The sequence below is a fragment of the Winogradskyella sp. genome, from assembly GCF_013213975.1.
Classification (GTDB): domain Bacteria; phylum Bacteroidota; class Bacteroidia; order Flavobacteriales; family Flavobacteriaceae; genus Winogradskyella.
This window is the reverse complement of the sequence record NZ_JABSST010000076.1, coordinates 1-15,818: the sequence shown is the minus strand read 5'-3', so window position 1 is coordinate 15,818 and position 15,818 is coordinate 1. Positions and strand designations below refer to the sequence as shown.

The 15,818-nt window shown below is 34.1% G+C and carries 9 protein-coding genes; all 9 read left to right on the top strand.

Annotated elements, in window-relative coordinates:
* A partial coding sequence (locus HRU49_RS11745) for a VCBS repeat-containing protein (RefSeq protein ID WP_296357381.1) occupies positions 1-2,877 on the top strand: 2,877 nt, incomplete at its 5' end.
* Positions 2,878-2,885: 8 nt separating this feature from the next.
* Positions 2,886-6,239: a VCBS repeat-containing protein gene (locus HRU49_RS11740; RefSeq protein ID WP_296357379.1), complete on the top strand. Its 3,354-nt coding sequence runs from the start codon at positions 2,886-2,888 to the stop codon at positions 6,237-6,239.
* Complete coding sequence (locus HRU49_RS11735) at positions 6,232-9,462, top strand: VCBS repeat-containing protein (protein ID WP_296357377.1); 3,231 nt, start codon at positions 6,232-6,234, stop codon at positions 9,460-9,462. Before HRU49_RS11740 ends, HRU49_RS11735 begins: the two co-directional genes overlap by 8 nt.
* Positions 9,462-10,793: a vanadium-dependent haloperoxidase gene (locus tag HRU49_RS11730; protein WP_296357375.1), complete on the top strand. Its 1,332-nt coding sequence runs from the start codon at positions 9,462-9,464 to the stop codon at positions 10,791-10,793. The genes HRU49_RS11735 and HRU49_RS11730 overlap by 1 nt, the downstream gene beginning before the upstream one ends.
* Positions 10,794-10,801: 8 nt before the next feature.
* Entirely contained in the window at positions 10,802-11,689 is an 888-nt protein-coding gene (locus HRU49_RS11725) for a GyrI-like domain-containing protein (RefSeq protein WP_296357373.1), read from the top strand.
* A 32-nt stretch (positions 11,690-11,721) separates the two neighbouring features.
* Positions 11,722-12,363 (top strand): hypothetical protein, encoded by a 642-nt coding sequence (locus HRU49_RS11720; protein WP_296357371.1) that lies wholly within the window; start codon positions 11,722-11,724, stop codon positions 12,361-12,363.
* 54 nt (positions 12,364-12,417) lie between these two features.
* The gene (locus HRU49_RS11715) at positions 12,418-13,974 is read left to right on the top strand and encodes an MFS transporter (RefSeq protein WP_296357367.1); all 1,557 of its coding nucleotides are present in this window, start codon (positions 12,418-12,420) and stop codon (positions 13,972-13,974) included.
* Between the two features lie 14 nt (positions 13,975-13,988).
* Positions 13,989-15,206 (top strand): MFS transporter, encoded by a 1,218-nt coding sequence (locus HRU49_RS11710; RefSeq protein ID WP_296357364.1) that lies wholly within the window; start codon positions 13,989-13,991, stop codon positions 15,204-15,206.
* Positions 15,206-15,818: trehalase family glycosidase (locus tag HRU49_RS11705; protein ID WP_296357362.1), on the top strand; the 613-nt coding region annotated here is incomplete at its 3' end. The genes HRU49_RS11710 and HRU49_RS11705, both read left to right, overlap by 1 nt.

Here is a 15,818-nt window from a genome sequence, read left to right as displayed (position 1 = left end):
CAAGGGCATAATTTATTATACATAAATCAAGGCCTAACAGATGATGGTATCCCTCAATTTAAAGAAGAAAGCAAGGAATATGGGTTGAATTTTTCAGGTTACTCAACGCAATCTGTATTTTTTGATTACGATCTTGATGGGGATTTGGATATGTATTTATTAAACCACTCCTTATACCCAAATAGTAACTATGGAAATGGTTCAAAACGATTAACCTATGATGTACTAGCTGGAGATCGATTATATAAAAATACTAATGGTTTTTATAGTGATGTATCTTCAGAATCAGGTATTTTTCAAGGTGGTATAGGATATGGTTTAGGAATTTCTATTAGTGATTTCAACAATGATGGCTATCCCGATATATATGTTGGAAATGACTTTTTTGAAAATGATTATCTCTACATCAATACAAAGGGTAGTGGGTTTAAAGAGGTAAATTCACAGGATAGAGCACTTGGTCATACCTCACATTTTTCCATGGGTAATATTGTTGCAGATTTAAATAATGACCAAAGACCAGATCTTATTTCATTAGATATGCTTCCTGAGGATTTAAACACATTAAAGAGTGCAGCGGCGGAATACAATTTTCCAATTTATCAACGCTACATAAAAAATGGATACAATCATCAATACATGCAGAATACGTTTCATCTTAATTTAGGCGATGAAGCGTTTTCTGAAATTGGTTTTTTAAGTGGAATAGCAGCAACAGAATGGTCCTGGTCGCCATTAGCCGCAGACTTTGATAATGACGGATATAAAGATCTCTATATCACCAATGGTATTAAAGGTATAACTAACGATATGGATTTTATAAATTTCATATCCAATGCTACAATTCCTAAAGATTTAGATAATAAAGCAAATGCATATGAAGCTGTTGTTAAGGAACTCCCTCAGAAAAAGGTTTCTAATTATATGTTTCGAAATAAAGATGGATTAACATTTCAAAATGTAACAGAAGATTGGATATCTAACGAGCCTACGTTTAGTAATGGAGCTATTTATTCTGACCTTGATAATGATGGTGATCTTGAAATTATTGTTAATGAGGTCGATGAAATAGCAAACATTTATGAAAATCATTCATCACAAAATGGAATCAATAATTACATCCAACTTAAATTTAAAGGAACTAAACAAAATATTAATGGTATAGGGGTAAAGGCTATTGTTTATCTTAAGAATAATACAATGTTTGGTGAAAATTATTCTACTACTGGATATTTGTCTGCTAAGGATCCTTATTTACATTTTGGATTGGGTACGGAAACAACAATTGATTCATTACATATTATATGGCCTACAAAAGAATGGCAAACAATTGTAAGACCTGCAATAAATCAAAAACTCACTGTAGATTTTTCTGAGGCTTCAGGTAATTATTATATAGAGACTTCTTTAGATAAGAAAATAAATCTCAAAACTACAGAGGCGTTATGCTCCTATAGACATAAGGATCAAGAAACACTGGATTTTAGTAGAGATCCTTTATTACCATTTAGTTTATCTAATAATTCACCAGATATTGAAATAGGCGATCTCAACGGTGATGGTTTAGAAGATATCGTTATAACAGGAGCTAAGAAACAGGCCTTAGAGATTTGGATACAAAATTCAGATCAAGGATTTTCATGTTTATCTTCCGAAACTTTGGATAAGGATAGTATTTGCGATGATACTTCTATAGCTATTGTAGATGTCAATAATGATGGAAGAAATGAAATTATTGTCGCAAGTGGTGGAAATGAATTCACGTCTGGAAATGCCCTCAAGCCACGTTTGTATTATATCGACAACCAAGAGATCATTAAAGATACGACACAGTTTCAGGCTATAGAACTTAATGCATCTAAAGTATCGATTGTTGATTTAGAAAATGATGGTGACCAGGATATTTGTATTATGGCAAATGTGGAGCCACATCAATTTGGGATAACTCCGAGACAATTTATTTTTAAAAATAATGGTAATGGTCAATTTACTGATGTTACCGACACTTTAAGTAAAGATTTTGGATTCGTCGGAAACGTTTATGATATCGTTTGGAAAGATCTAGACGGAAACGGTTATAAAGATGCCATTCTTGCAGGGCATTGGATGCCAATAACCATTTTTATGAATGATGGTAATAAACTCAGTAGAGCTGGAATTCAAGGATTAGAAAACACTTCTGGATGGTGGAATACCATTATCGCGAGCGATTTTGATAATGATGGTGATGTTGATATCATGGCTGGAAATTGGGGTTTAAATAGTCGTTTAAGAGCAACTACAGACGAACCAATAATGCTTTATCGCGAAGATTTTGATAACAATGGTTCTGATGAAACTTTGGTTACTTACTTTTATAAAGGCACTGAAACTACAATAGCAACTAAAGACGAACTGGCTAAACAACTACCTAAACTCAATAAAAAATTTCTATCCTATAATGATTTTGCTGGGGCTTCAATTGAAGATTTATTTGGAAAAAGGGGTCTAAATAGGTCAATTAAGAAAGACGTATTTATGTTAGAGTCTTGCTATTTTGAAAATTTAGGAAATACAACATTTAAAACGCATAAATTGCCATTATTGGCACAAAATTCTTCAATCCACCATATCCTTGTGGATGATTTGAATTCGGATGGATATAAAGACGTTGTTTTGACAGGTAATAATTTTGAATTAAGTACGCAGCTTGGACGTTTAGACGCCAATCACGGTACTGTTTTATTGAACGATAAAAATGGGTTTTTTAACATAGAAAATTTAGCTTTATTTGATATATTTGGACAGGTCAGAGATATAGAAATACTAAATTATAAAGACCAAAATTACTTTGTCGTAGGACGCAATAAAGAGAGTTTGCTATTCTACAAAAAATGAAAATGATAATGCCAAAGAACACCCTAATAAAACTCTATTGTGTATTTGCTGTATTAACGATGGTTGCTTGTAGCTCAGAGATTAAAACTGAGACTTCTAAATCTGAAAAAAGTACCTTATTTACGCTTTTACCTTCTGATAAGACTGGAATAGATTTCAAAAATGAAATTGAAAACCAAAAGAATTTCAACATTTTTAAATACCGAAACTTTTATAATGGTGGTGGAGTTGCTATCGGAGATATTAATAATGACGGTTTAGCAGACATCTATTTAACAGCAAACATGGGAACCAATAAATTATATCTCAATAAAGGCAATCTTAAATTCGAAGATATTACCGAATCGGCTGGTGTAGGTGGAAATAAACCATGGTCTACTGGTGTTGTTATGGCAGATGTTAATGCAGATGGTTTGTTAGATCTATACGTTAGTAATGCAGGCAATATGGAAGGCAATAATCATGATAATGATTTATATATCAATAATGGTGATTTAACCTTTACTGAAAAAGCTAATGATTATAATTTAGCTAAAACAGGGTTTTCTACACATGCCACGTTTTTTGATTATGACAAAGATGGTGATTTAGACGCCTACATCTTAAACAATAGCAATATTCCAGTAAGTAGTTTAGGGTACGCGGAACAGCGTGAAGTTAGGGCTCAAGATTGGGAAAACGTTCCACATATTTTTCGTGGTGTTGGCGACATGTTGTTACGCAATGATGGCAACACATTTACCGATGTCAGTGAGGAGGCAGGTATTTACGGTAGCTTAATTGGGTTTGGCTTAGGTGTTATGGTAACAGATATAAATCATGATTCTTACCCAGATTTATATGTTTCTAACGACTTTTATGAGCGCGATTATTTCTATATCAATAATCAAGATGGAACGTTTACTGAATCTATAAAAGATTATACTTCACACCTTTGTTTATCAGCTATGGGTGTAGATATTTCAGATATTAATAATGATGGTCTTCAAGATATTTTTATAACTGATATGCTACCTGAAAAAGAAGAACGTGTTAAGGCTGTCATGGAATTTGAAGGGTATAATGTTTTTGAAATAAAGCAGAAAAAGGATTTCCATCAGCAGTATATTCAAAATACATTACAGCTAAATAATGGTAATGGTTCGTTTTCTGAAATAGCCTATTATAGCGGTGTAGAAGCAACAGACTGGAGTTGGGCAGGACTAATTTTTGATATGGATAATGATGGCTTTAAAGATATTTATGTGACCAACGGTATAAATCATGATCTTACGGATTTAGATTTTGTTGATTTCTTTGCTAACGAAATAGTACAAAAACTTGCACTAACTGGTAAAAAGACTGCTATCGATTCAATTATAGAGAAAATGCCGGTTAAGCCACTTCCTAATTATGCGTTCCAAAATAATAAGGACCTTACTTTTAAAAATGCCTCTGAAGATTGGGGAATGGCGCAATTAAGTATGTCTAATGGTGTTGCTTATGGTGATTTAGATAATGACGGAGATTTAGAGCTTGTTGTTAACAACGTTAATATGGAAGCCTTTGTTTACCGAAACAATGCAGAAACTACAACTGAGAATAATTTTATTAAACTTAATCTTGAAGGAGACGATAAAAATCGATTTGCAGTTGGTGCGAAAATTAGAATGTATTTTGACGGCAATGAGCTATATCAGGAATTGATGCCATCGAGAGGTTTTCAGTCTTCTATGGAGTATCCACTAACAATAGGTTTAGGAACAAACGAGACTGTCGATTCCATTAGGGTAATTTGGCCTAATGATAAAACCCAATTGTTAACAAATGTTGCTGTTAATACCTCGCTGAGTTTAAAACAAGAAGAAGCAACTATTACCTATTCGCCAAAGTCCACAACTGCAAAAAGGACCTTTTTTAGTGAAATCGAAAACCCAAAATTGGTGGCTCATCAAGAGAATGGTTTTAATGATTTTGATTATGAAGGGTTAATTGCTAGTAAGCTTTCTCAAGAGGGACCAGCAATAGCTGTAGGCGATGTAAATAATGATGGTAATGATGATGTTTTCATTGGCGGTGCCAAAGGACAAGAAGGGCAGCTATATGACCACCTTGGCAATGGCAAATTAAAGGTTAATGCGCAAAGAAGTCTTACTTTAGATAAGAATCTTGAAGACACCAAAGCTGTCTTTGTGGATGTGGATAATGATAGTGATTTGGATCTCGTTGTTGGTAGTGGTGGAAATGAAGTCAGTGATAAAACAAAAAGTGGACTTAGAATTTATGTCAATGATGGAAAAGGACATTTTAGTACATCTGAGAAAGACTTACCACAAACCTTTACCAATGTTTCTGTTATTGCTGCTAATGATTTTGATAAGGACGGTGATGTTGACCTATTTATTGGATCACGAAGTGTTGTAGGTATTTACGGAATTAATCCAAGTCATTTGTTCTTAGAAAATTTAGGTGATGGAAATTTTGTAGATGCCACAGAAAAAATTGCTTACCATACCAAGGATGCTGGTATGATAACTGATGCCGTTTGGACAGATTTAAATGGTGATGGTAAAGAAGATCTGGTTACAACCTCAGACTGGGGAAATATTAATGTATTTTATAATAATGGCAAACAACTTGGGTCGTCGAAAACCAGTTTATCTAACCTTAATGGCTGGTGGAATACCTTATACGCCGAAGATTTGGATAATGATGGTGATAAAGATTTAGTACTTGGAAATAATGGAACAAATATTCATTACAGGCCTCAATCCGATGCACCATTAAAAATGTGGGTAAATGATTTTGATAATAATGGAACTATAGAACAAGTTATAACACAGCATAGGAATGGTAAGGACTATCCAATTCATCAAAAGAAAGAAATCACAGCGCAGTTAGTGTCCCTAAAAAAGCAAAACCTAAAAGCTTCAGATTATGCACTTAGGTCTATCGATGAGTTGTTTTCTAAAGAATTATTAGATAAATCTATTGTCAAGGAGGTAAATATTGCTGAATCCGTAATAGCTATCAATGATGGGAATGGTGAATTTACCATTAAGCCGCTTCCAAATAAAGTTCAATTCTCATGTGTTTGTGATATCACCTGCGCTGATGTAAATGGTGATGGTAACCTTGATTTAGTAATGGGAGGAAATAACTACGAATTTAAACCTCAATTCTCTAGGATAGATGCTAGCTACGGTCATGTGCTACTTGGAGATGGCGCGTTAAATTTTGAATGGCAAGATTACGATACAAGTGGATTTTTTATTAAAGGAGAAATTAAACACATCTCCCCTTTAGTTGATAAGAACGGAAATTCATTCTACATCGTAGGTATTAATAACAGTGTGCCTAAGCTACTTCGTAGAAATGAATAGATACTGTTGGTATATCATAGTTCTTCTAGTCTTTACAAGTTGTAACGATAAAGACCGTCTATTTGAAAATCCTAAGGCTTCAGATATAGGAATCGATTTTGTAAATACCATTACAGAAACTGACGATCTTAATATTTTAGACTACCTCTATTTCTATAATGGCGGTGGCGTAGCTGTAGGTGATATTAATAATGACGGATTATCAGACATCTTCTTTTCTGGGAATCAGGTTAAAAATGTATTGTATTTAAACAAAGGGAATCTGCAATTTGAAAATATTTCAAAAGACGCAGGTGTCGAGGGTATTAGTAGCTGGAACACTGGTGCTATAATGGTCGATATAAATAATGATGGGTTTTTAGACATTTATGTCTGTGCAGTGGTTGGAATAAACGGATTTACCGGGTATAATGAACTCTTCATAAATAATGGTGATAACACCTTTACAGAACAATCAAAAAAGTATGGATTAGACTTTGATACTTATAGTTCTAATGCAGCATTTTTAGATTACGATCAAGATGGCGATTTAGATATGTATTTGCTCAATCACGCGGTGCATACTCAGGATTCCTATGGTCATGCCGATCTAAGACTTGAACGAAACCAACAGACTGGGGATAAACTTTTGAGAAATGATAATGGTTATTTCACGGATGTTAGTGAGGAGGCTGGTATTTTTGGTGGTGTAAATAGTTATGGTTTAGGAATAGCTGTAAGCGATTTTAATAAAGATGGTTGGCCAGATATTTATATTGGGAATGATTTCCATGAAGATGATTATTTCTACCTAAACAATGGTGATGGCACTTTTAAAGAATCCCTAAGGGATTATTTTGGTCATACAACCCGATTCTCAATGGGTAATGATGTTGCCGATATTAATGCAGATGGTTGGCCTGATTTAATGTCTTTAGATATGCTTCCTGAAGATGAAATGGCGCTAAAAAGCTCTGAAGGTGATGACAACATTCAAACACAAAAGATGCGTATTGAGCAATATGGTTATCACTACCAATTTACGAGAAACATGCTATATGTTAATAGACCAAATAGCCATTTTGAGGAGGTAGCATTACAAGCAAATGTTGCCGCTACAGATTGGAGTTGGAGTTCTTTATTTGCAGATTTCAATAATGACGGAAATCAAGATTTATTCATATCTAATGGAATTCCTAAAAGACCAAATGACTTAGATTACATTAAGTTTTTATCGAGCAATCAAATTCAACAGAAAATAAATAATACGAGACTTGTAGATCAGGAAGCCTTAGATAATATGCCGTCTGGAAAGGTACACAATTATATTTTTAAAGGATCAGATAATATCAACTTCCGAGATATGTCAGATCGCTGGATAACCAAGGATACTTTAGCTTCTACAGCAACAGCACTTGCCGATTTAGACAATGATGGTGATTTAGATATTATAGCAAATAATATCAATCAAGCCCCAACCATATACATTAATAAAGGTTCAGAAAAACAAAACTTTTTAAAGGTAAAATTAAACTATACCGCTAAGAATATAAATGGAATAGGCTCAAAGTTGTATGGATACTCCAATGGTAAGTTACAGTATAGAGAATTCTATACCATCAGAGGATTTCAGGCCTCATCAGAGCCATTTATTCATTTTGGACTTGGGGAATCTACACAACTAGATTCCTTAAGAATTGAGTGGCCAGATGATACGTATCAGATTTTATATAATGTAAAAGCAAATGAAACTCAAATCGTTTCAAAAGGGAATTCAAAACCAATAAAGCCTTCGGAGTTAGAAACAAAAGATGTTCTATTTAGAAAAGTTGATAATAATCTAGGTATAGATTTTAAGCACAAAGAAGACAACTATACGGATTTTATTAGACAAAAACTAATGCCGTATCAAGCGTCTGATAAAGGGCCAGCAGTGGCCTTGGGTGATCTTAATAACGATTCTAAAACTGATCTGTTTTTTGGTGGATCTAAACGTGTCAAAGCTCAAATTTATTTACAAAATGATTCTTCATTTGTTTTAAATGAAGAATCAGTCTTAAAGGATTTAGCTATTAAGGAGGATGTTGTAGCTACCATTGCAGATTTTAATGGAGATCAAAAAAATGATATTATGGTTGGTTCAGGTGGCGCTGACTTTTTTGGTAAATCTAAGGTACTGCGCGATACCTATCTCATTAATAATGATAGTCTTTTTCTCGATAGGCAATTGCCAGATATTTTTCAAAATTCCTCAGTAATCAAACCTTCTGATATCGATGGTGATGGTGATTTAGACGTCTTTATCGGAAATCATATGATAACTTCAGATTTTGGTAAGGCTCCTGAGTCTGTTGTTTTAACAAATAATAACGGAGTTTTTTCTGCACAAACAATAGTTGCAGGAATGGTTAATGATGCTATTTGGGATGATTTTGATAATGATGGTCAGAAAGATCTTATCATTGTTGGTGAGTGGATGACTCCAAAATTCTTTAAAAATCAAAATGGCAAATTAAAGAAAGTTGATCTTATTAATGATCAATTAAATGGGTTATGGCAAAGTATTTATCCATTTGATATTGATAATGATGGGGATACCGACTATTTATTAGGTAATTGGGGATTAAATTCAAAATTTAAAGCCTCGAAAAGGCACCCATTAAAGATGTATTATGCAGATTTTGATGATAATAAACAAACGGAAACTATTGTTTGCATAGAAAAAGAAGGTGCGTATTATCCAATTATGGGGCTCGATGATTTAAGTGGACAATTAGTATTTTTAAGAAAGAAATTCAATACTTACCGGAGTTTTGCTGGAAAGTCAATTAACGATATCTTTGATAAAGACATGTTATCTAAAGCAGAGATTTTAGAAGTACATACGCTCGCCTCTGGGTATTTAAGAAATGAAGCCGGTAAGTTCGATTTTGTTCCTTTTGAAGAATCCCTTCAGACGTCACCAATCTTGGCATTTTTAGGTGCTGATTTTGATGGGGACAAACAAATAGAAGTCCTAGCAGCAGGAAATTATTTTGGAGTAAAACCATACCACGGTAGATTCGATGGATTTTCTGGTGCGTTAATAAAAAATAACAAGAACATTTCTCTAGGTTATACTTTAGGACTTAATTTACATAATAAGTCAGTTAGGCATTTAGATCTATTAAATGCTTTTGATAAAACATATTTACTAGTTACTTTTAATAATGATGCCGCTGAGGTCTATGAAATTTTGAAATAATGAAAAAGTATCCAATATTACTATTAGTATTAATGGCCTTATGGTCATGTCAGGAAAAAGAGAATATTCAGATAACTTCGGAAGATTTTCATGCTTCTGTAGATAAGGTGACGCAGGTGATGGTCCATGATATTTTTTCACCTCCAGTGGCGAGCCGCATATTTGCTTACCCTAATATTGCAGCCTATGAAATAATGGCATCCCAAGAATCAGAGTTCAATTCTTTGGTTGGTCAGATAGATGATTTATCTGCAATTCCAAAACCTACAGATACAAAGCAGTTGAATTTTGAATTAGCAGCCTTGGTTGCTCATATGGAGTTAAGTAAACGTCTCATCTTTTCAGAGGAAATGGTAGAGTCCTTTAGAGATAGTTTATACAAAAAATGGAATGCCATTAACTCAACTCAATTCCAAAAGTCTAAAGATTATGGTTTAGAAGTTGCCGATTTTATTGGGCAATGGATGAATAAAGATAATTACAAAGAAACCAGAACAATGCCTAAATTTTCGGTCTATTCAGATGATCCATCAAGATGGCAACCAACGCCACCAGCTTATATGGATGGTATAGAGCCACATTGGAATCAGATACGTCCGTTTACCTTAGATTCAGCAGCTCAATTTAAACCAGCTCCTCCACCTGCATTTTCAATGAACAAGGATTCAGAATTCTTTAAAGAGCTAGAGGAAGTCTTTATTATTAGTAACGAGATTACTTCTAAAGGCGATAGTTCAGAAGAAGTTCAGATAGCACAGTTCTGGGATTGTAATCCATATGTTTCTATTACTAGAGGGCATTTAATGTTTGCCACAAAGAAGATAACGCCAGGCGCGCATTGGATAGGCATTACTAAAATTGCATGTAGAAAAAGCGAGTTCGATTTTATTAGTACAGTTAATGCTTACACCAAAACGTCTATTGGTATTTTCGAGGCCTTTATTAGTTGTTGGGATGAAAAGTATCGAAGTAATTTAATTAGACCAGAAACCCTAATCAATAAATATTTTGATGATAGTTGGAAGCCTATTTTACAAACACCTCCTTTTCCAGAGTATACTAGTGGTCATTCTGTAGTTTCTGGATGCGCATCTACAGTTCTTACATCGATTTTTGGGGATAACTATCAATTTGATGACGATACTGAGATTACTTATGGCTTACCTGTAAGGTCTTTCGAATCTTTCAACAAAGCGGCAGATGAAGCTGCTGTTAGTAGACTCTATGGAGGTATTCATTACAGAGCTGCTATAGATGTGGGTCTAGAACAAGGAAGACAATTAGGTCAATTTGTTGTTAAGAAATTAAAATTAGAAGCTACAAGTAAATAAATATTAAAATGGCAAAAAAAATATTATGGGCTGTTGTAGTAAGCCTGGTTCTAGTATTTGTATTCTATCTATTTCTTTATCCTTCTGATTATAAGGTAACCTTTGAGGCTAAAGGATTGCCAGGGACAATAAACCAAACTCTTAAGGCATGGAATAATGAAGTCGACGGTGAGATTATTTCCCAAGACGGGTTTGACACATTAGAGCAAACCATAAAGTTCAATGATTCAACCCATTTGTATACATGGCAATTTGATGCAATAGATGATTCTACTTCTGCAGTGACGGTCTACATCAAGGATTTGGATAATAGTCTAATGAATAGATTGAAAAAGCCTTTTGAAGATATTCCTATTGCCTTACAATCGTCTAAAACAGTAACTGATTTCTACGAGTTTTTAAATGAACACCTTGAACGTATTCGAATAACTTTTGATGGTGAAAGTGAGCTAAGATCAACGTATTGTGCATATGTCCCACTCGAAGGAAAGCAGTCTGATAAAGCTAAAGGAATGATGCAGAATTATAATCTTTTAGCGACCGTGATGGGCAATAACAATGTACAATTAAATGGACCGCCGTTTGTTGAGATAACCCATTGGGATGTGCAAAAAGATAGTATAGCATATAACTTTTGTTTTCCTATTATTAGATCTGATAAATTACCAGACCATCCTATTATAAAATACAAGCGCATATTTGCTAAAAAGGCGTTAAAAGCAAGTTATAATGGTAATTATATTACTTCGGATAGAGCTTGGTATACGCTAATTAAAAAGGCTAAGGACCTAAATAAGGAAGTAGAGTTAACACCAATAGAATATTTTTTTAATAATCCAAATTTTGGTGGTGACGAGCTTAAATGGAAGGCCGAAATTTTCTTACCGATAAAATAGTAAACCATTAACGAGCTACGAAGCCCGGGAGGATGGATAGAGGCATGATTGGAGATAAACTAACATATCATTCTAGCTTTAAGCAAAATAATAAAGAAGTTATTACAGAATTGCGAGAACATCTTATTAGTGATGAGCGCTTATGCATTGCTATTGGAGGAGAATCTGGCAGTGGTAAGACGTCTTTAGCGTATGCACTCCTTCTAGATATTCAGGAAGAGTTAAATCTTAAAGGCTATATGTTCCATCTTGACGATTACTTTATTCTTCCACCAAAGGATAATCATAATAAACGTCTAGAAGATATTTCTAATGTAGGTATTGCAGAAGTTAATTTAGAGTTGCTCGATAAGGATTTAAAGAAATTTTCAAATTCAAAGGAGAGGCTGAAAAAGCCTTTGGTTAATTATCAAGAAAACACCATTAACCAAGAAATCATTTATCCGAACGATTTCCATTTCTGTATAGTAGAAGGGACCTACACCATGCTGCTTAAACAACCTACGTATAAAATATTCATTGAAAATTCATTTAAGGATACCAAAGCCAATAGAGAAAAACGTGCTAGGGATATTATGGATGACTTCAATGAATTGGTCTTGGAAATTGAGCATAAAATCATTGAAGTGCAATCCAAGTATGCAAATAAGACTATTAGAAATAATTATTTGTAGAATTAATTATATTTAAGTCATCGATCTAAGACTTAAACATAAACTTATTAAAATATGAAACTAACTAAACCAAGATTATCCTTTTGGCAGATTTGGAATATGAATGTTGGATTCTTCGGAATACAATTCAGTTTCGGTTTGCAACAATCGGCAGTCAATCCAATTTTTGAATTTTTAGGTGCTCATCATAATGAATTACCATTACTGAATCTAGCTGGTCCGGTTACCGGACTATTAATTCAACCCATTATTGGTGCTATCTCAGATAAAACTTGGTCTACTAAATACGGAAGACGTAAGCCATTTTTCTTAATTGGTGCTATACTAGCGAGTTTATGTTTATTCGCTTTCCCCTACAGTTCGACCTTATGGTTTGCAGTTGGATTACTTTGGATCTTAGATGCTGCAAATAACACGGCTATGGAACCTTATAGAGCATTTGTAGGAGATAAATTACCAGATGAACAATTAACGTTTGGTTATCAGATGCAGTCTCTTTTTGTTGGTGCAGGAATTACAATTGCCAATTTCTCATTATTTTTATTTCAAGATTGGTTCAGCGAGTCAGCTGCAGCTGTAGAAACCGTAAGCACTATTCCAACATGGGTTTATTATTCTTTCTTTTTAGGTGCATTTGCCTCCGTCGCTACAGTGGCTTGGTCGGTTTGGAAAACTCCAGAAATTCCACCATCAGATGAAGAATTAAAAGAGATTAGAACCTTTAATGAAGGTAAGCCACATCCATTAATTCAAGTTATTGGTGCGCTAGTTGCCGTTCTTTCTGCTCCTCTATGTGTTGGTCTAGGGTTAGGAAAAATTGAACCTTATCTTTTTGAGAATTATAACTTACTAGTGATTATAATGTTGGTTATTGCCTTTCTATGGCTAGTGTTCTTATATCGTGTTATAAAAAATAACCCTGATAATAAAACTATTAAAAGCCTTGGTGATTTATTAATGCCTTTAATGGAAGCTGCAGAGGCCATTAAGGATATGCCTAAGTTTATGTGGAAACTCTCTGCCGTATATTTCTTTCAATGGTATGCGCTTTTTGTGTATTGGCAATCTATTTCACCTATGCTTAAGGCCAGTATTCCTGGTATCTCAGATGAGGAAGCCTTAGCTCAAGTAGGATTAATGAATGGTACTTACAATTTTGTAACAATGGTCGTTGCTTTAGCACTTGTGCCAATTGCTGCCAAATTCGGATCAAAAAAGGTATATGTTATTAGTCTTTTGATGACGGGAGTAGCAATGTTATGCTTGCCCTATATAACAAACGAATATGTACTGCTTTTACCAATGGTTCTTTTTGGAATCGGTTGGGCAGCAATGATGGGTATTCCTTATGCCATGGTATCAAAAGTGATTCCTTCAGATAGGAGAGGAGTTTATATGGGAATCGTTAATATGATGATTGTAATTCCTATGCTTATCCAAACGGTTTCTTTTGGTCCCATAATAGAGTATGCTTTAGATAATAATTCGATATATGCTATTTTATTTGGAGGCGTCTTTTTTATAATTGCCGGTATTTTAGCCTTGAGATTAAATGAGACTAAAGGTGATTCTGATGATGATGTAATTATGCCTTCTGGAGGTGCTCATTAATTAATGATTTGGTAATGAAAAACCTAGGAATCAAGGTATCACTGTTTCTAATCTACTTTGTTTTTGCGGCATTATTAAATAGTGTAGGCATACTAATAGAAAGATCTATTGAATTATATGATGTTTCTAAACCAGATGCTGCGATTTTAGAACCATTCAAGGATTTATCAATCGCATTTATGGCTTTTTTGGTGGGCTCTTTTTTACCAAAATTAGGTTTTAAGCGCTCAATGCTCATTAGCCTCGCTGTAGTGTTTTTTGCTTGTTTGGGAATGTATTTTGGTAATTCATTTTGGTCTGTTAAGTTATTATTCTTGGCAACAGGTCTATCCTTTGCGGTAGTTAAAGTAGCCGTTTTTGCATTGATTGGATATATAACAGATAGTAAAAAATCCCATAGTTCATTGATGAATCTCATTGAGACAGTATTTATGCTGGGAATCATCTTTATGTATATTGTTTTTCCACTATTTATAGATGAAAATGATGAGAATGCATGGCTTAGAGGTTATTTGCTGATGGCATTCATTATAGCAATAGCTTTTATTATAATATTATTTTCAAAATTTAATATTGAAACTGACTCATCTGAAGAAGAAAAAAATGATTTTAAAGCAATGCTAAAACTATTTAGCAAACCTATTGTTTGGGTTTTTGCTGCTTTTGCATTTTTCTATGTAATGACAGAACAAGGAATAATGACTTGGTTACCAACATTTAATAAGGAAACCCTGAAGTTAGATGCGAAGTTAGGTTCTCAGATGGCTGTGTTGTTAATGATTTCAATTGCACTAGGAAGATTCTTAACCGGAATATTAGTTAAGAGCATTAAGTGGCTATATATTTCGGTTGCAAGTGTAATTCTAGCGGTTATTTTAGTCTTATTAGTATTGCCTTTAGCAGAAAACGTTGAAGTTACTACAATAAATTCTATCGCCGATTTACCAGCAGTTTCTTATTTATTTCCTCTCATAGGATTATTCTTGGCACCACTTTATCCATTAATAAATTCAACTGTTCTGACTTCAGTTGATAAATCAATTCATAGTTCTTTAGCTGGTATTCTAACATTTTTTTCTGCGGTTGGAGGTACTGTTGGATCATTTCTAATAGGAAGTTTATTCGACACGTTAGGGGGAGATAAAGTATTTTACTTGTCCTTAATCCCATTTGGTATTATTCTTCTATCTCTCTTTTTGGTAAATAGAATAACCACTAAAATAGTTAGTTAATGCAATTCGACCTTGATATTGAGCAGACTTTGCAACAACTTTTGGCTCAAGAAGACACCGACGGTGACAAAAAAATTACAATTGAAGATCAGGGCCCAAAAGTATTTAAGATTGAAGCGAAGGATGGTTCATTATATGAAGTAAAAGGAACTTACCAATTGTCTAATTTATTGCAAGAGCTTGTGATTCAAAAGCAAGAAGGAAAGCATGTGGCTTCTATTGCATTGCATCATATTGATGAGCCACCTGTTGATCGCGTATCCAGAATGATAAAGGATTACTACTGGAATGGACTCACCAGACGCATGGATAAATCTGGTATTGAAGCTTTAATTTCAGATACTAAAAACGAAACACTTACTGTGGAAGTACTTCCTGTTTATGTTCCCCATTTAGACGAATTAGCCATTACATATTACCAGAGCTTGGAAGACACTTTACCAATTAAAACGGTTATACTTCCTGAAGATATCTCTCCTAAGTATGTAAAATCTATCAACGATAAGCCTGGAATATTAAGTCTAAAGTTAGAAGAAGTTAATGGAAAAATTGAAGGTGTTCCTTTTGTAGTTCCTGGGGGAAGATTTAACGAGATGTACGGCTGGGATAGCT